The organism is Cytobacillus purgationiresistens (assembly GCF_030813235.1).
Lineage (GTDB): Bacteria > Bacillota > Bacilli > Bacillales > Cytobacillaceae > Cytobacillus > Cytobacillus purgationiresistens.
Genome location: NZ_JAUSUB010000007.1, coordinates 217,844 through 236,814 on the forward strand (window position 1 = coordinate 217,844; position 18,971 = coordinate 236,814).

Annotated in this window: 19 protein-coding genes; all 19 read right to left on the reverse strand. The window is 37.9% G+C overall.

The window, feature by feature from the left end; translation table 11 throughout:
• Positions 1–4: 4 nt before the first annotated feature.
• Positions 5–682 (reverse strand): YggS family pyridoxal phosphate-dependent enzyme, encoded by a 678-nt coding sequence (locus J2S17_RS10700; RefSeq protein WP_307474624.1) that lies wholly within the window; start codon positions 680–682, stop codon positions 5–7.
• Positions 683–1,507, reverse strand: a complete 825-nt coding sequence (gene pgeF / locus J2S17_RS10705) for a peptidoglycan editing factor PgeF (RefSeq protein ID WP_307474626.1) — start codon at positions 1,505–1,507, stop codon at positions 683–685.
• A 61-nt stretch (positions 1,508–1,568) separates the two neighbouring features.
• Complete coding sequence (locus J2S17_RS10710; protein ID WP_307474627.1) at positions 1,569–1,844, reverse strand: YlmC/YmxH family sporulation protein; 276 nt, start codon at positions 1,842–1,844, stop codon at positions 1,569–1,571.
• Between the two features lie 149 nt (positions 1,845–1,993).
• Entirely contained in the window at positions 1,994–2,773 is a 780-nt protein-coding gene (gene sigG, locus J2S17_RS10715) for an RNA polymerase sporulation sigma factor SigG (RefSeq protein ID WP_307474629.1), read from the reverse strand.
• Positions 2,774–2,951: 178 nt separating this feature from the next.
• Complete coding sequence (sigE, locus tag J2S17_RS10720) at positions 2,952–3,671, reverse strand: RNA polymerase sporulation sigma factor SigE (RefSeq protein ID WP_307474631.1); 720 nt, start codon at positions 3,669–3,671, stop codon at positions 2,952–2,954.
• A 254-nt stretch (positions 3,672–3,925) separates the two neighbouring features.
• A complete protein-coding gene (spoIIGA, locus tag J2S17_RS10725) occupies positions 3,926–4,846 on the reverse strand; it encodes a sigma-E processing peptidase SpoIIGA (protein ID WP_307474633.1) in 921 nt (306 codons plus the stop codon).
• A 345-nt stretch (positions 4,847–5,191) separates the two neighbouring features.
• Positions 5,192–6,352, reverse strand: coding sequence for a cell division protein FtsZ (gene ftsZ, locus J2S17_RS10730; RefSeq protein WP_307474635.1), 1,161 nt, complete (start codon positions 6,350–6,352; stop codon positions 5,192–5,194).
• A 190-nt stretch (positions 6,353–6,542) separates the two neighbouring features.
• Entirely contained in the window at positions 6,543–7,826 is a 1,284-nt protein-coding gene (ftsA, locus tag J2S17_RS10735) for a cell division protein FtsA (protein WP_307474637.1), read from the reverse strand.
• Between the two features lie 143 nt (positions 7,827–7,969).
• A complete protein-coding gene (locus tag J2S17_RS10740) occupies positions 7,970–8,338 on the reverse strand; it encodes a small basic family protein (protein ID WP_307474639.1) in 369 nt (122 codons plus the stop codon).
• Positions 8,338–9,033 carry a DUF881 domain-containing protein gene (locus J2S17_RS10745; protein ID WP_307474687.1) on the reverse strand — a complete coding sequence of 232 codons (696 nt, stop codon included), beginning with the start codon at positions 9,031–9,033 and terminating at the stop codon, positions 8,338–8,340. The genes J2S17_RS10740 and J2S17_RS10745 overlap by 1 nt, the downstream gene beginning before the upstream one ends.
• Before the next feature lie 107 nt (positions 9,034–9,140).
• Positions 9,141–9,848, reverse strand: a complete 708-nt coding sequence (locus tag J2S17_RS10750; protein WP_307474641.1) for a DUF881 domain-containing protein — start codon at positions 9,846–9,848, stop codon at positions 9,141–9,143.
• Positions 9,820–10,611 carry a cell division protein FtsQ/DivIB gene (locus tag J2S17_RS10755; protein WP_307474643.1) on the reverse strand — a complete coding sequence of 264 codons (792 nt, stop codon included), beginning with the start codon at positions 10,609–10,611 and terminating at the stop codon, positions 9,820–9,822. The genes J2S17_RS10750 and J2S17_RS10755 overlap by 29 nt, the downstream gene beginning before the upstream one ends.
• Positions 10,612–10,814: 203 nt before the next feature.
• Positions 10,815–11,723: a UDP-N-acetylmuramate dehydrogenase gene (murB, locus tag J2S17_RS10760; RefSeq protein ID WP_307474645.1), complete on the reverse strand. Its 909-nt coding sequence runs from the start codon at positions 11,721–11,723 to the stop codon at positions 10,815–10,817.
• A 56-nt stretch (positions 11,724–11,779) separates the two neighbouring features.
• The gene (murG, locus tag J2S17_RS10765) at positions 11,780–12,883 is read right to left on the reverse strand and encodes an undecaprenyldiphospho-muramoylpentapeptide beta-N-acetylglucosaminyltransferase (RefSeq protein WP_307474647.1); all 1,104 of its coding nucleotides are present in this window, start codon (positions 12,881–12,883) and stop codon (positions 11,780–11,782) included.
• Between the two features lie 321 nt (positions 12,884–13,204).
• Positions 13,205–14,305 (reverse strand): stage V sporulation protein E, encoded by a 1,101-nt coding sequence (spoVE, locus tag J2S17_RS10770; RefSeq protein ID WP_307474649.1) that lies wholly within the window; start codon positions 14,303–14,305, stop codon positions 13,205–13,207.
• Between the two features lie 150 nt (positions 14,306–14,455).
• A complete protein-coding gene (gene murD / locus J2S17_RS10775; RefSeq protein WP_307474651.1) occupies positions 14,456–15,808 on the reverse strand; it encodes a UDP-N-acetylmuramoyl-L-alanine--D-glutamate ligase in 1,353 nt (450 codons plus the stop codon).
• On the reverse strand, positions 15,809–16,783 hold the full coding sequence (gene mraY, locus J2S17_RS10780) for a phospho-N-acetylmuramoyl-pentapeptide-transferase (RefSeq protein WP_307474653.1): 975 nt from the start codon (positions 16,781–16,783) through the stop codon (positions 15,809–15,811).
• Positions 16,780–17,229, reverse strand: coding sequence for a hypothetical protein (locus J2S17_RS10785; RefSeq protein ID WP_307474655.1), 450 nt, complete (start codon positions 17,227–17,229; stop codon positions 16,780–16,782). The genes mraY and J2S17_RS10785 overlap by 4 nt, the downstream gene beginning before the upstream one ends.
• Position 17,230: 1 nt before the next feature.
• The gene (locus J2S17_RS10790) at positions 17,231–18,691 is read right to left on the reverse strand and encodes a UDP-N-acetylmuramoyl-L-alanyl-D-glutamate--2,6-diaminopimelate ligase (protein WP_307474657.1); all 1,461 of its coding nucleotides are present in this window, start codon (positions 18,689–18,691) and stop codon (positions 17,231–17,233) included.
• Between the last annotated feature and the right edge of the window lie 280 nt (positions 18,692–18,971).

Here is an 18,971-nt window from a genome sequence, read left to right on the forward strand (position 1 = left end):
CTCCTCACGACTCATTTCCTACCAATGCTGTACCGATTCGAACCATAGTTGCTCCTTCTTCAATCGCAATGATGAAATCATTTGACATCCCCATTGAGAGCTCATTACATGGAGCGTGGGCAAGACGTAAGAATTGCACTTGTTCTTGTAATCCTTTGAGCCTTTTGAAGCTTGAACGCAGGATTTCTTCATCAGAAGTAAAAGGTGCCATGGTCATTAAACCGATAACGCGAATATTCGTTAAGGGTTTCAATGCATTTATAAACTCTATTGCATCGTTTGGATCAATCCCTTGTTTGGATTCTTCACCAGATACATTTACCTGGACGAGGCAATCCACTACTTTATCTGTTCTTTTATTAATTTCTTTTGCCAATGACAATCGGTCAAGTGAATGTATACAATCAACTTTATCAATGATATTTTTCACTTTCCTTGTCTGCAAAGTGCCGATAAAGTGCCATGTAGGCTTGTCCTTTAGCACATCCCACTTTGCCTGTAGACCTTCATCCCGGTTTTCACCTAAATCTAAAATCCCAGCTTCAACCGCTTCAGCAGCTCTATCAATAGATACGTATTTTGTCACTGCAATGATCCTAATATCCTTTGGATCCCTTTTTACCTTCTCACATGCGCTGTCTATATTTGCTTTTATCATATTTAGGTTTTCTTGCACTCTCATCTAGCTTAATGAATCCTCCTTCCAGCCAATAAAACTCATCATTCTGCCTGTTTTCCCTGCATCTCTGCGATGAGAGAAAAAATATTCATGATGACAGCTGGTGCAATAATTTGTCATTTTCAGATTATCTTCATTCAATCCAGCATGTATTAGAATTTGTCTGTTCAGTTCCTTTAAGTTCAAATGATATTGACCATCTTCTCTTAAATTATATGGCTTTTCATCGACATCTTCCAGTAGTTTATCTACATGTGTTATCACTCTGTCATCTACCACATAGCATTGTTCACAAATACCAGGCCCAATGACTACCTGTATCTCATTTAATGGAACATGCACCGCTTTAAATTTGTCAACCATTTTCATAGCAATTCCATTCACTGACCCCTTCCAGCCAGCATGAACCACACCAATTGATTTAGATTGTGGATGAAAAAAATATAAAGGGATACAATCAGCATAACACATTGTCAACATAATACCCTTTTCTTGCGTAAAAAAACCATCGGTCCCTTTATAGGATTCTTCGTATTTCAGCGCGCCTTTTCCTCTTTGCTGCTTTGTTACATTTTCAATATGAATTTCATGGGTTTGTTCAGCACCAGCCCAATGCTCTACAGGAAAGCCTAACTGCTTTGCAATCTGCCTGCGATTCTTCAATACAGCCTCACTGGAATCATGCACATGTAAACCCATGTTCAAAGAGGAGAATACCCCTTGACTAGATCCACCAAGCTTTGTTGTAAAACCAGCCACTAATCCAGGTATCTGGTGCCAATCCTTAATGGTGAAAAATTCTTCCTGTTGTAAAACAAAAGGTTCCATTTCTTCTATCCCCATTTTTTTCTTTAGTTTACCATATTGATGTTGACGTTTACAGCTATAACTATGAATCCGTTTCCTCTTCTTCAAATTTCTCAAAAGATTGCTCTTTAAATCTGACCAATATGACATCTTCGCCAATTTTCAAAATATTCCCCCATGGTATGACTACCTCTTCTTCCTTACCAAAGAAGCCCAACACTTTTCCAGGACCCCCGATTATAACAGCATCAATCTTCCCATTATTTAAATTAATATCTATATCTCCTACATTTCCTAATTTTTTCCCATCGGCTACATTGACTACATCTTTCATCTGAAAATCAGATATACGAATCAAATTTCATCCACTCCCACTAGAATTAGTCTAATAAAATATATGAGAGGAGATGGGGTAAAAATGTTAGTTTACAACTAATCTTAAGAAAAAATCATAATGAGATGAAAGTAATCGCTATAAATAATAAAAAGCCGCCAATAAATGGCAGCTTAGCTTTGAATATTCTTATTCATTTGTTTGATTGCAGCTTTTTCCAGACGTGAAACTTGCGCTTGTGAAATGCCAATTTCCTCAGCTACCTCCATTTGTGTTTTACCTTGGAAGAAGCGCTTTCTGAGTATAAGCTTTTCACGATCATTTAATCTTCTCATACCTTCTTTTAAAGCAAGTTCTTCGATCCATTGAATGTCTTTATTTTTCTCATCACTCAATTGATCCATAACAAATATCGGGTCCCCGCCATCATTATAAATTGGCTCAAATAAAGAGACTGGATCTTGAATGGCGTCTAGGGCAAAGACAATTTCCTCGTGAGGAATATCCAGCTCTTTTGCAATTTCCTCTGCTGTAGGTTCCTTTGAAGTTTTACTCATAAGGCGTTCTCTTACTTGCAATGCTTTGTATGCAATATCCCTCAGCGACCGCGAAACTCTTATCGGATTATTATCACGCAAATACCTTCTGATTTCGCCAATAATCATCGGAACAGCATAAGTGGAGAACTTCACGTTTTGACTTAAATCAAAATTATCAATAGATTTCATGAGACCGATACAGCCAACCTGAAATAGATCATCCACAAATTCTCCTCTATTGTTAAAACGCTGAATTACGCTTAACACAAGTCGAAGATTACCGTTAACAAGACTCTCTCTTGCGGATATATCGCCCTTATGCATTTGCTTGAAGAGTTCTCTCATTTCTTCGTTCTTTAATACTGGAAGCTTTGATGTGTCTACACCGCAAATTTCAACTTTATTACGAGTCAATTCATTTCCCTCCTCACAGGAGCTGCTGTACAAAAAACAGTATCTCCCCCAGGAGGAAAAATATGCATGACTTTGGATGACTAAAATCATCTATAAGAATAAAGAATGATGAATACTGGAATAGAGCGATTTTTTTATAGAAAAATATTTTTTTATAAAAATATTTCCCTGAATAGAATTACACCATTTTATTAAACTCTTTCTTTAATCTTTTAATAATTCTTTTTTCAAGGCGAGATATATATGATTGGGAAATCCCTAACATATCAGCTACATCCTTTTGTGTTTTTTCTTCATCTACTCCAAGGCCAAAACGTAATTCCATAATCTGTTTCTCTCGATCAGATAGTTGATGTAAAGCCTTGAGCAATAACTTTTTATCCACATTTGCCTCGAGATCCTTTGTTATGATGTCATCCTCTGTTCCTAAAACATCGGATAACAACAGCTCATTGCCATCCCAGTCAATATTCAGCGGTTCATCAAATGAAACTTCAGAACGAATTTTATTATTCCTTCTTAAATACATCAATATTTCATTCTCGATACAACGAGAGGCATATGTAGCCAGTTTAATTTTCTTCTCAGGATTAAAGGTATTTACTGCCTTTATTAAACCAATCGTGCCAATACTAATTAAATCTTCAATATTTATCCCTGTATTCTCAAATTTTCGTGCGATATAAACGACTAATCTTAAATTTCTTTCAATTAAGATTGAGCGGGCTGCTTTGTCACCTTTTGGCAGTTTGACTAATAATAATTCCTCTTCTTCTTTGCTTAATGGAGGAGGTAGTGCTTCGCTTCCACCAATATAGTATATCTCGTCTGTTTTCAAGCCCAGCTTTATTAATAATTTATACCAATAATAAGATAAGCGAAGTTTAAGTTTTTTCAACATATGTCCTCCTTCTAATTTTTATTAAAGTGAGTATAGTGTTATTAAGTCTTTTTTTAAAAATAAGAAAGTATAAATTTTCAATTAGAAAAATATCCAGCTCCAGCGCCTATAGCCCTTCAAACTTCAGGTCTATTCACCAAGATTAGTCAACATCGGTTCGGGTCACGCTCACCTTGTTGCCTTTATCGATGGAACAAGCCCTTCTGCGTCTGTACGGCGATGAGCAAGACGCTTACGCTTTTCTTACTTAATTAACTGACTTTCTTTGTTCCAATGAGCATTTTAGGATGGACAATACATTGAAATGCATCATCAGCTGATAATTGCTGCATGGATAGTGATACAAGGCCTTTATCTACTTGAATCACTTCATCCCCCTTTTCCAAATGAATGCTTTCAGGCTTTAACGCTAGTATGAGTTGATGATCACTTCCAACAACCTTTGAAGGAATGACCCGTATATGCTGTTCCCATTCACGCGGAATTTTGTCATTTCCAAGGATCGCTTCATCTGGATTGGAGGCAATTTTCACCAAGCCTTCGGGAAACTCCTGCACATGATTCTTGATTGAAACAAACATGACAGGCATTCTTGAAATGGGATCGTATAGTTGATTGCCACTATCGACAAGCCCTTTAAAGCGATAGGATACACCGTTTATTTTAATTGCCACATTTATGAGTGAATCATATTGAATTTTTGTCATTTCCATTGATTCCAAATTTCTTTTGGAAAGATGCCAGGCAATCGGAAAACCTATAATAACAAACAACCAGCTAATCGGATCACCAAAACCCTTTACACTTGCAATCATTACTGAACTAGTAAGTTCATAATCAAATTTCAAAAAGTAATGGACACCGATTAAAGATCCTCCAATTAAAAAGGTCGTTAAATAAAACGTCATCAATCCTTTTAAAAAAAAAGTCAATCTTTTATAGCCAAAAGCACATAACACCATCAAGATTGAAAATAATAATTTTATCGCGGGATGACTGGAATAAGAATGAACTGGCGTAATCGATAATATGATAATTACTGAGCCTATCAAACCCCCTGTTAAAATTCTCCAAAAGCGAATTTCTCTTTTAAGAAGAATGGCTGTTAAATAAAGGAGAAGGCTATCAAACAAAAAGTTTAAAGCCCAGATTATATCCAAATAAATGGCCAACCCTCTTCCCCCTTGTGTTAGAACTAATTAATTCCATTACTTGTGATCCTGCTTATAAATTCTGTTAAAAAGAGTATAGCTCAACCTGCTAGATAAAGATGTCACTTCCTGTTGGTAAAACAGCAGAAATTTTCACTATTCTATTCGGATTTTGTCAATATTTCTTGTAAGGGAAAAAAATCTGCCTATACTGAAGCAGACTTGATCAAAATTAAAGAAGGAAAATAAATTACGAGGCTGGTAAAAAGAAGACAGGCGTTTAAAACTCTTTATAATTTAGTAGAGAAACAAAAAAAGCTAACGCTTAAAGGTTCAGGTCCTTTAAGCATCAGCTTTTTCCACTTATTATCTTCTGCGATTGCGATTGCGCAGAAATGTTGGGATATCGAGGGTATCCTCAGGCTGTTCTTTACTTGTGCTTCTCGTTGGAAGCTCTTGTGATGCAGCCTCTTCTCTTTCTCTTTCTCTTACTTGCTCACGTTTTCCTGTTCCTCCGCTAACCGGAGATTTACTTTGACCGAAGGAAGGTCTTGTTGGTTTCGGTTGAACAACTTCTTCATTGAAGCCTGTAGCAATAACAGTTACTACAATTTCATCTTTTAGTTCCTCGTTAATAACAGATCCGAAAATCATATTAACATCTTGATCTGAAGCTGAAGCGACAATATCAGCTGCTTCTTGTACTTCGTATAAACTTAGATTTGATCCTCCAGTGATATTCATCAATACACCTTGAGCACCATCTATTGATTTTTCTAATAATGGAGATGAGATAGCTTTCTTTGCTGCTTCTGCTGCACGATTTTCACCTGCAGCAAGACCAATACCCATAAGAGCAGATCCTTTATTGGACATGATTGTCTTCACATCAGCAAAGTCCAAGTTAATTAATCCAGGGGTAGCAATTAAGTCAGAAATACCTTGAACACCCTGCCTAAGCACATTGTCTGCTTCACGGAAAGCTTCAAGCATCGGTGTGCTCTTATCAACAATCTCCAATAGACGATCATTGGGGATAACAATAAGGGTATCCACTGCATCCTTCATAGATGCTATTCCTCCAGCCGCTTGAGTTGAGCGTTTTCTGCCTTCAAAAGTGAATGGACGTGTTACAACACCCACTGTTAAAGCACCTAAATCACGAGCGATTTGAGCAATGACAGGAGCAGCACCTGTACCAGTACCTCCACCCATTCCAGCAGTGACAAATACCATATCAGCTCCTTTTAGAGCCTCTTCAACTTGTTCTTTGCTTTCTTCAGCTGCTTTCTTACCAACTTCAGGGTTTGCTCCTGCACCAAGACCCCTTGTTAGCTTGCCGCCAATTTGCATTTTCACTTCTGCTTTGGAAAGATTCAGTGCTTGTGCATCAGTATTTACCGCAATAAACTCTACACCTTGTACACCATGTTCAATCATTCGGTTAACGGCGTTGTTACCACCACCACCGACACCAATTACCTTTATAGTTGCTAATGAATCTAAATTAGTATCAAATTCTAACATGACAAAGCCTCCTAATTCGTCGATATTCCTAAGAACACCTTTTTCTGATTCGCTAAATTTTCAAATAAGCCAAGTAAGAATAAAAGAATGATTATCTTTACTCTTTCGCTTGGTAAACCTTTTGTTTCACCCTTTTTAGCAGATTGCACTTTTGATTGTGAATTAACTTAAATTAACTGCGAATCTTCAGTTACTCGAAAAAGTATCCAAGGAACTTTTTAACTCTTGATGTGATTTTCTCATCCGGTTCTTTTTCCGGCTTCTTTTTGGATTGTGTTTGCTTTTGTACACGTTTTTCCTTTACATCTGTTTGTTCAACAAGCGTTTCCATTTTTCGACCTTGTACTTTTGCATTTTTATATGCAAATTTGATCAGACCAACTGCTGTACAATATTGAGGCTCTCTGACTCCTATATAGTCAGGAACGGCAATTCGAATTCTATTTTGAAAAACAACTTGAGCTAGTTCCAGCAGTCCTTGTGTATTGGCGACACCACCACACAACACGTATCCTCCTGGAAGGTCATCAGCTCCTAAGCGTTTTACTTCATGTTGGATGAGGTCAAAAATCTCTTCCATTCTCGCTTCGATTATATCTGATATTTCCAATTGGTTGAATTGTTGATGTTGGTCACTTCCTATAATTGGAACACTGAACACCTCTTCTTCAGAGGCATGATCATAATACGCGTAACCATATTTCACTTTAATCTTTTCAGCATCTTCAGTAGATGTTCTCAGCCCGATAGATAGATCCTTCGTAATATGATCCCCACCTACTGGTAAAACAGTTGTTTCTTTTAAAACCCCTTGTTCAAAGACTGCAATTGTCGTTGAACCACCACCAATATCTATTAATGCAACACCGAGGTTCTTCTCATCCTTAGATAATGCGAAAGCCCCGGCAGCCAATGGCTGTAAGGTAATATCCATAATTTCTAAACCTGCACGCTCCACGCAACGTAAAGTATTATGTAATAAAGTTTTTGAGCCTGTAATGATTGTGCCTTCCATTTCAAGCCTAACCCCAATCATGCCTCTCGGGTCATTTATTTCATCTAGACCATCAACAATAAATTGCTTTGGTATGACGTCAATAATATCTCTTTCGGGAGGAATTGAGACAACTTGTGCTGCATCTATTACTCTAGCAACATCTTCATCTGTAATTTCCCTATTATCACTGGAAACAGCTACAACACCATGTGATGGCTGGAGCATGACATGGTTGCCAGTAATGCCGACAATTACTCTCTTGATCTCCATGCCAATCATTCTTTCAGCTTGTTCAATTGCTCTCTTAATAGAATGAACGGTTTCATCTATATCAACAATGGAGCCTTTTCGCAAGCCTTCAGACTGCACATTGCCTACACCAATAATGTTTAAGGAGTCATTGGACATTTCACCAATGATTACTTTTACACTGGATGTACCGATGTCGAGGCCGACATATATTTCATTGCTGTTCATTCTTTGGCACCTCCCTTATGCGAATCAGACTTTTGAACAACAAACAGACGATAATTCTTCATTCCCATTTTTGAAGTATTAGTAAACATAATTTTTTTTTGATATTAATAAAATTATTCGTCAAAAATAAAGTATTCCCTTTTTTAAATATCAATTTTTTCTATTTTTTCTCTCTTACTTGTCCATTTTGACAATAATATTCTTCTAATGACGGCTATATTTTGAAATAACCTGACACCGAATGCAAATACAGCAGCTAAATATAAGTCTACACCAAGATGTACCCCTAGAAAAGCAAGACCTGCTGCTAGAATAATATTAAAAAAGAATCCGGATACAAATACTTTCTCATCGTATATATCTTGCAGGTGAGCACGTATTCCTCCAAATAATGTGTCAAGAGCGGCAAGTACGGCGATTGATAGATAATTAGAGTATTCCTCTGGAATTTTAATATCAGTCATAAAGCCAAAGAAAAGCCCAATGATTAACCCTAATACAGGAAGCCACATTAAGAATCGCCTCCATTCTTTGGCTTTACAGGTTTCATATGCAAAATTCGAATTGTGTCTTCATAGGCAGGAATCGTTATTTGTTCATCCGGCCTCATCACTTCAATCCTAAGGTTATCAATAAAAAAGTCTTCTGCTGATTTAGACACTTGCATACGTTTATATAATAATTCTGCAGCTTTATTATTTTCTGCTATCACTTTGACTTCTAGCGGTAATTGGCTTAACGGATAACCATCAATCTTTGTTTCATCATTAATCTCACGGATAACGGTTGTATTAATCACCCGATGACCAGCAATTGAAACATACTGTGCTCCATATCGATTAATTTCATTAAGCAGTCTCTTTATTAGATCAGGTGTTACAGATGTAATCGCATGCCCTAGAAGCAACTTTTCATATACAGGAGTAATGGTAATAATTATCCCGTCTCCAGTGACTTCACTTAACCCAGCTTCCATTTTCAGCTCATCCAAAGTATCACGCAATATTTTTTCTTTGCTATGTTTTCTTTCTGTTTCATACTGAACGATTTTTTCTTCATTTGAGCGAATCTCACGCAGCAGTTTAAGCTCTAAGTCCTTTTCTTTTTGCAAGTCTTCCCTCAGCTGCCATGTATCACGTGTATCACGGACAATTGGTTCTTTCACTGCTTTGAATTGAATAGCAATCATTAAACCAATAATTATCATAATAAAAGTAAAACTGATTTGTTTTCTGCTCACATTCCCACCTTACTTTCCTCGATAGCACTTCTTTAAGGGGTCATAATGAACATAATCCATATGGCTAAGCAGCTCTAACTGCCTAACAGTGGCTCCATTACAATTTCAGGTTTGATTTCCAATGAGAATTGGACATTATCATTCACTAAAAATTCTTTCACTCCACCCGTAAGATTGAGTGCCGATGCCATCACATCCGCATCACCAATAGCAGAAATAACAAATGGCGCTGGGTGTTGAAAACCGTCCACTTCTATAACAGGACCATTACAAACAATATAGGAATTATGTGTCAGCCTTTGACCATTAATAGAGATTGCAGAAGCTCCGGAAATATATAGTTCATTTATAACATTAAACACATGATGCTCGTGGACAATATATTGATTTACATTGTCCTCATCTGGCTTATAATCACTATCTTCCAAGGTGACTTGTACACCTTGGCCCTTTACCTTCACTTTGCCTAGATACATCCTGTATTTCTCTGTATCTTCCGCTAAGTTATAATAAACCTGTTCTTCTTGAGCGAGGTTCTTTTCAATATCTTGAATGTCTTCTTGTTTGTCATGTAATTCATTTTGTAGCTCTCGGTTTTTCTCTTCCACCTCAACTAACTGGTTTCGCAAGGCTAAATCTCTTTCCCATTGATTGCTCGTAATCTGCCCAACCTCATTCTCCTCATTGGCCATTTGATAGGAGTAAGCAATAATGAAACCAAGGCCGATAAAGACTAGAGAGAAAAAAACACGGTTACTCCACATCTTCTGATCCCTCTTCATCTTTTTCAGCTCCTTCATCTTTATATGGCTTGAAGTAAGAGCCTACTTCCAAATCTATGACACCTTTTTGATTTCCATCAAGCTGTGCAATGATAGAGGGATAGTGTGTCATTTTCTCAGCAAAACTTCTTAAAGAAGCAATGACTTCAAAACCGTCGTTCATATAGAGAGTAATATGATATTTATCCGTTTTCTTTGGCGTATGGTGAATTTCAGATATGGAATTCTGTACCTCTTCAGGCAAACTTTCAAGCTCTTGAATCATTGTTTCTAGCGGATTCCCTTCAGAAAAACCAATTAGAATGGGTGCATTTGCAGGAATCTCCTCATTTGCTTGATTATCTAAAACTTTTCCATTCTCCAAAACGGGAAGATAACCTTTATCCTTCATAATATAGGCCATTCGTTTATATTCACTAACCTCTAAACTGACAGTATTGGGAAATTGAATTTTCACTTCAGCAGATTGCATTTCAGGAAGCCCTTTCAGTTGATTGATTACTTCCTTCTTATCCACCTTCCAAATATTCGTACTGTCATTTATTCCGCTTATTTTTATTATTTCTTCCTTACTGTAGATATTGTTCCCAAGAATCTCTATTTTTTTGATATTACTTAAAGGCGATTGGAAGTATATCACAAAAACAATTAAAATAAAAAATAATAAAAGAAGAAAAATAAGCCTCTTATTTGCTTTCTTTTTTCTTTGCTGCTTAAGTTTGGGAATACGATCCTCTAAGGAGACAACTTTGCTCTTTTCCAACCTCATCACCTCTAACCAAGCACGGTCATTTCTTTATCCTAAAAAGCCTGTCCACAATAAAAATTATTAGCCATTTAAGTAAACCAAGCGGAAAGTAAATGTTTGGTGCATCTATGTCTATCATCCTATTTTACGAATTCCAATTAGTATATCTAATGAATGATTATATCACAATAACTGGAATGACGGATGCGTTTTAATCATTACTTTCGACCTATTATTTCTACTTCCGTTTCAATTTTCACATCATATTTTGCAAAAACAGTATCTTTGGCATGCTCAATTAGTGCCACTACATCTGTAGCCGTTGCATTTCCTGTGTTAACAATGAAGTTTCCATGCATTTCTGAAATTTGTGCTCCGCCTATCGAATGACCTTTAAGTCCAGCAGATTCGATTAATTGTCCCGCATATTCAGGTAATGGGTTTCTAAATATACTCCCCGCACATGGCGAATTATATGGCTGCGTAGTTTTACGATAATCCTTATTTTTTTGCATTTCCGCGGAAATAAGATCTTTATCGCCTTCTGTCAATTTAAAGATGGCTTCTACCACGATGCCCGGCCGTTTCTTTTGTAAAACAGAAGTGCGATAAGAAAAATCCATCTCTTCGTGATCAAGCCATTCCATTTTTCCATTAGGAAACAAGATGTATGCTTTTGTCAGCACCTTTGAAATATCTGATCCATGTGCACCAGCATTCATGTAGACTGCTCCACCAACAGAACCAGGAATCCCGCTGGCAAATTCTAAACCAGAGAATCCCTTGCGGCTAATTTGAGTTGCAAGTGCAACAAGCGGATATCCTCCGCCAACACGCAGTTGTCCATCGTCCAGCTCCATCTCGTTTAAACCGCGTCCAAGCTTAATCACAGCTCCCGCAATTCCATCATCAGATACGAGCAAATTAGAACCTCTTCCGATTGCAGTCCATTCTACTTGATTATCCACAAGGAGCTCCATCGTTTTTTGTAAGCCTTCAACCGATGAAGGTTCAATAAATATATCAGCTGGTCCACCGATTTTCATTGTTGTATGATTGGCTAGAGGCTCACCTTCCTTGACGATCCCTATATTTAAATCCTTTAGTTGATTGATTAATTCTGTCATACATACCGCCCTTTCTCTGTCTATTCTCTTATATTATGCAATTTTTTATTGGCGGGCTACTTATTCTTTTTTGAAACTAGGTCCTTCATCATTGTATACATTCTGTCTGCTGAATCTGGTACCCCTATTTTCTTTGCAGCAACTTTCATTTCTTTTACGATATCATCATTTGTCATAATACGATCAATTGCACCCACTAATTTACTGCCGGTTAAATCTTTCTCTAATAAAATTTTTGCAGCACCATGATCGCTCAATGCTCTTGCATTTTTTTCTTGATGGTTATTTGTCACGTAGGGACTAGGGATTAATATACTTGGTATCCCAAGTGAAGTTAGTTCAGCTAATGTAGTTGCCCCAGCACGAGTCACTGCAAGATCTGTTCCTGCCAACACCTCGGGCATATTGTGGATGAATGGCTTAATGACTATATTTTCTGGATTACCAGCAAGTTCCGCTTCTTTTTTAACCCCTTCATAATGAACTTCTCCAGTCACATATAAAATCTCATATGGCTTTGATGACAGTTGAGAAAGTGTTTGTAAAACCGCGTTATTAATCGGTTTTGCACCACGGCTTCCTCCAAAAATAAGAACTGATTTCTTCGCTGGATCTAAACCGGCAGAAAGTTTTCCTTTTACCGCATTCTGTCCAAGTACTTCAGTTGCCCTTGGATTGCCAGTCATAACGACTTTATCTTTCGGGAAAAAGTTTGCTGCCTCTTCAAAGCAAACGGCAATTCGATCAACATATCGGCTTAAAAATTTATTTGTAAGCCCAGGAACACTGTTTTGCTCATGAATAATTGTTGGGATGCCGAGCTTTGCAGCAGCATATACCACAGGACCGCATACATAGCCGCCAGTGCCAATAACTATATCCGCATCAAATTCCTTTAATAATCTTTTGCTATCTTTTACACCTTTTAAAAACCTCATGATTGTCTTCACGTTTTCAAAGGAAAGTTTTCTCTTGAAACCAGTAATATGAATGGAGCTAAACGGAATGTTCTCTCTTGGAACAATGCTGCTTTCAAGCCCATTTTCAGTACCTATGTATAAAAATTCAGCATTTTTGTCATTTTTTTGTATCTCTCTAATTAGGGCAAGAGCTGGATAAATATGTCCACCAGTCCCACCGCCGCTCACTGCGATTTTCATTCTTTCACCTCAAACAATGATTTAAAAACTAAGATGTGATTTAATCTCATTCTTTTTTTATTTCAATTATCTACGTTGCTCTATCCTATTCTACTATATTTACATCTCAAGGAAGAAATGATAACCCATAATGTCATGCAATTGTAATGAAATTGGAAAATCGTCATCCTCGTTTAATGATGCAAAGGATTCATACAATTCGCCTGATTAATAAGATATTCATTCATTTCCTTCCTTTGGTTAAAGCCATTTTTCCATCATTTTAGACTCATAATTACTACCTTTTCAAGCAAAAAAATAAACCCTCTCACATAGGGTTTATTAGTACCGTGCATATCGACTAATATTTAATAAAACGCCAATGGCCATGAGCATCAATGTGAGAGATGATCCTCCATAACTGAGAAATGGTAATGTGATGCCTGTTACTGGCATCAGCCCGGTGACAACCCCGATATTGATCATTACTTGAATAGCAACCATGGCAATGATGCCTACAGCAAGGAAGCTCCCATATAAGTCCGGGGCACCAAGAGCAATCCTTATACCCCTCCATAACAAAAGTGCAAATAAAAGGATAACAAATGAACCTCCAATAAAGCCAAGTTCCTCAGAAAGAATTGCAAAGATAAAATCCGTCTGCGGCTCAGGCAGATAAAAGAACTTTTGTCTGCTTTGACCAAGACCTAAACCAAATAACCCTCCTGGCCCGATTGCATATAAGGATTGTATGATCTGGAATCCACTGCCAAGCGGATCTTCCCACGGGTCTAAAAATGAAGTAATCCTTTTTATCCGATAAGGAGCCGACAACACTAACCCTATGAATCCAGCCACACCTATCAATCCCAAGACTGCAAAATGACTAACTCTTGCTCCAGCAACAAATATCATCACGATACAAGTGCCGACCATAACAGTGCCTGTCCCCAGGTCAGGCTGGGCCATAATTAAGCCAAAAGCAAGAAAAACAAGTCCTAAAGAAGGAATAAGTCCTTTCTTAAATGAAGTGATGAGCTTTTGCCTTTCTGATAAGTACTTGGCGAGAAAGGTAATCATCGCAAGCTTCATAAACTCAGATGGCTGGATGGAAAAAGCGCCAACTCCTATCCAGCTTCTCGATCCGTTTCTGACATTCCCAATCCCCGGGACCAAAACGAGGAGTAAAAGAACAAAACAAACAATGATAATTAACTTAGCCCAAGTACGCCATGTCCAATAATCAACATTCATTATAAAGAACATAGCAACTATTCCCACGACTGCGAAAAGCATTTGCCTTTTAGCAAAGAAAAACGAATCATCAAACTTATACTCCGCCCATATAGCGCTTGCACTATAGACCATTGTTAAACCAACGGCTAAAAGCAAGAGTGTGACAATTACTAAAATTAAATCGGGAGTTGTTTTTTTGGTTGGCAAATCAACACACCTCAAATGCAAGTTTTAGGGCTTAAGAAAAAAATAAAAACTTCATTCTTATCTTATATAGCTAAAACATGCTGCGAATCTGCCTGAGTTGACCTTTGCTAAAATAGTATGATGCATCAGTTGATTCTACAGACAAGCCCTTTACTTAAGCTTATGCACCGCCGCGATAAAAATGTCTCCTCTAACTTCAAAAGTTTTATACTGATCCCAACTAGCACAAGCAGGTGATAAAAGAATGACATCTCCTGGTTCTGAAAGCTGAAATGCTTCGGGCACCGCTTTTTCAACATTATCGACACGCTGAATCATTTTTATTCCTGATCTTTTTGCGATATCTTCAATTTTGGGTGCGGTTTGACCAAATGTCACAATTGCCTTCACCTTGTTTAATGCAGGAATGAGCTCATCGAAGTCATTTCCTCGATCAAGTCCGCCTGCAAGTAAAACAATCGGTGCATCAAAGGCTGCAAGTGCATTTTGTGTCGCTAATATATTTGTTGCTTTAGAATCATTATAAAATCTGCGTTCTTTCACTTCACCAATATATTGAAGTCTATGTTTCACTCCAGCAAAACGATTTAACACCATATAAATGGCCTCATTATGTACGCCTAATAATTTAGCAGCAATGACCGAGGAAAGAATGTTTTCTAAATTATGGGCTCCTGGAAGGACAATATCTTTTGTTTCCATGATTTTTTCGCCATTAAAACAAATCCAGCCATTTTCAACATACGCACCTTTGTCAAGCACTCTTTTGGTTGAAAAAGGAATAATGCTCGCCTTCGACTGTGTGGCTACTTTCATCACTTCATCCTGATCGGAATTAACAATAAAGTAATCACTTTCTGTTTGGTTGCGAGTGATGTTTGCCTTAGCAGCCACATACTCTTCTCTAGTTCCATGATAATCCAAATGAGCATCATACAGATTCGTCAGTATAGAAATTTTCGGTTTGAACTCGTCTATCCCCATTAATTGAAAGGACGAAAGCTCAATTACGATTGTATTCTTTGCGCTAGCCTCTTCAGCTACTACAGAAGCAACCGTCCCGATATTACCAGCGATCAACGGAGCCTTATCCCCTGCTTCAAGTATATCTGCAAGCAAGGTGGTCGTGGTCGTTTTCCCATTCGTACCTGTAATCGCAACAAATGGTGCCTCTGATATTTGATAGGCCAATTCCACTTCCGTTAAAATAGGAATTCCTCGCTGAGTCGCTTCTTTAATCATTGGATTATGGTAAGGGATTCCAGGGTTTTTCACAATCAACTCGAATCCTTCGTCAAGAAGCTCCATTGGATGCCCCCCGCATATGACCGTGATCCCTTGTTCTAACAGATTTTGTGCTTCTGGGTTCTCAGATAATGGTTTATAATCATTAACGGTTACGAATGCTCCCAGCTTATGTAGAAGTGCTGCTGCCCCCACTCCGCTTTTTGCTAATCCTAACACCAGTATTTTTTTATGATGATAACGATTGACTTTTTTCAATTACATCCACACCTCTATATAGATTCCTAGGATTGCACAAAGCAGTCCAACTGTCCAAAATGTGACGACGACACGCCATTCAGACCATCCTACTAGTTCATAGTGATGGTGTAGAGGACTCATTCTAAACACTCTTTTACCTGTCGTTTTGAAAGAAATAACCTGAATGATAACAGAAAGTGTTTCAACCACAAATACGCCACCGATTATTAATAGAATAATCTCAAGCTTAGTCAAAATCGCAACTGCAGCAATGGCTCCACCAAGGGCAAGCGATCCGGTATCTCCCATAAATACTTTAGCAGGGTGTGCATTAAACACTAGAAATCCAAGAACAGCTCCGACTACTGCTACAGAAAATATGGATACTTCAAACAAGGATTGATTCCAAGCTAGGACAGCAAAGGCCCCAAATGCAATGGCAGCTGTACCTGACACAAGACCGTCAAGCCCATCCGTTAAGTTAACTGCATTAGAGAATCCTACAAGCCAGAAGATAATGAAGAGAGCGTAGCCCCATCCTAAATCAAAAGAGAAATCAGTTAATGGGATATGTATCTCTGTAGAAAATCCAGTTTGACTAATAACTAAATAAAAGATGATAGAAATAATGATTTGCCCAAGCAGCTTTTGCTTAGACGTAAGACCAAGATTTCTTTTTAAGGCTACTTTAATAAAATCATCAAGAAATCCTAATAGTCCGAAACCAAGGGTCACAAGCAGCAATAAATAGGTAGTGCTAGTTGGTTCAGAAAATTTCGCAGTCATAATCAATGTCGTTACTGCGATTGAAAGAAGAATCATGACCCCCCCCATCGTAGGTGTACCTGTTTTCTTAAGGTGAGATTGCGGTCCTTCTTCTCTTATGCTTTGACCGAACTTCAGTCTTCGTAAAAAAGGAATGAAGATTGGTGATAGTAAAACTGTAATTAAAAACCCTAATAAAATTGTAAAGAAGATTACTTGCTCCATCATTCCTCATCACATCCTTGCTGTTGAATAAATGAGAATGAATCAAATCGTGAGCCTATTATCTTTTTCATTCTTTTAGTTTGGATCTCATCTTTATTTGAGAACATTAGCTTTGTTTCAGTGAGCTGTTCTCCGTCAGTCTGTTGTAATTTATTCACATATACATTCATCATATCCTCTAAACCTTTCAATAAGTCATTTGTAAAAAGGATTGGAAAATGATTAGGGGTAAAAGCAGGCAGTTTTTCTCCAGCTTTCCATACCGCAGCTACCGCACCATTTTCCAATGCCTGTTTTAAGTCTGGTATTTCTTCTTCAATCGGAATATATAATCCCTTCCCCTGTATCAGCTTTGAGGAAGTGGCAATCAAACGAAAAATCAATTCTTCATTCTGAACGCCAGCCCGATTAGGGAATATGGACATCAAGTCTCCATACGTTAAATGCATTCTATCGCTCCTCAATTGCAGCTTTCGCTACAAGTCGATCATCAAAATCCAATATTCTATCTCCAATTTGCTGATAGGTTTCATGGCCTTTTCCTGCAATTAAAATAACATCTCCAGCCTGCGCATTATGCACTGCCTCACGAATAGCTTCTTTGCGATCGACTATCACTTTATAAGAATGTCCCTCAACGCCAGCTTCCATATCCTTAAGAATGGCTTCTGGATCTTCACTGCGAGGATTATCCGATGTAAAGATTGGATCTGTACTATATTTACAAGCAATTTCTGCCATGATAGGACGCTTAGATCGGTCTCTATCTCCACCGCAGCCAACGATAGAGAAAATTCTCTTTTCCGCAAATTGCTGGACTGTTTTTAACGCATTCTCAAGACTATCCGGCGTATGGGAGTAATCAACTATTACAGAAAAATCTTGGCCGGCATCCACCGTTTCAAATCTGCCTGAAACTCCTTTGACATCCTCAACAGATCGGATAATGCTCTCCATTGGGATGTTTGAAGCAAATGCTGCTGTAATACTCGCTAGTACATTATATACACTAAACTTACCAATCAGCTTCATATTTAACGAATAACTGCCTACTGGTGTGGACATATCAAAATTTGTTCCCGATGAAGTCATTTTTATGTGAGTTGCACGGAAATCTGCGTCCTGATCAATTCCATAAGTTAATACATAAGCTGAAGTTGACTTTTCATAGTCATATGAAGCTGCATCATCTGCATTTAAGATTGCATATTTGGGACGTTCATAATGAAAGGCATTACCGAGCTGAGCGAAAAGCAAACCTTTGGCTCTTCTATATTCATCCATTGTTTGATGATAATCTAAATGATCCTGAGTTAAGTTAGTAAACACAGCAATGTCATAATCACAGCCATGAACCCTACCCTCATCCAATGAATGAGAAGAAACCTCCATAACTGCAGTGGTTACACCTGCATCCTTCATTTGTTTAAAAGTACGCTGAAGGGTTAGGCTTTCTGGAGTTGTATTTTTTACTTCAAATGTTTCATCACCAATTTTCGTATACATCGTGCCAATTAAACCTGTTTGTTGACCGGCATCTGCTAAAATTTTATCAATGATATGGCTGGTCGTCGTTTTTCCATTTGTACCGGTTACACCAATTAAATGCATTTTCTGACTCGGATGGCCGTAAAAAGCATCAGCAAGAAGTGCCATAGCCCGCCTTGTACTTTTTACCACGATTACAGGTACTGGGAGATTTAAATCTCTTTCTGCAATGACAGCGACTGCGCCTTTTTCAATTGCCGAAGCAGCAAAATTATGGCCGTCCACTGTATACCCTTTAATACATACAAATAAGCTTCCCTCTACCACTTTTCGATTATCATTTTCGATTGAGGTAATCTCTAAATTTTCCCCATCATATATGAGATATGGCTGCAATTTAAGCAGCAATGTATGTAGATTCATAGAAATCCATTCCTCTCGTTACTAAAACTTCTCTAATTTAACCTTACGATATATCCGGACTACATATTCCCCGTTCTTTAAATAGAGAATAGGCGTATTATATTTTACATGATTTATTGATATTTAGCTATTTGTTTATAAATATTACACTAAAAAACACGTATATAACAACAAGAAAGGCGGAAGGGCCTCGCTCAGCCCCGACAAGCTTATGGTGCGAAGGAAATGAAGGTGCTCTTTCCTTCAGTTCCTTCGTGACTTAAGACCTCGAGGGGCTAGG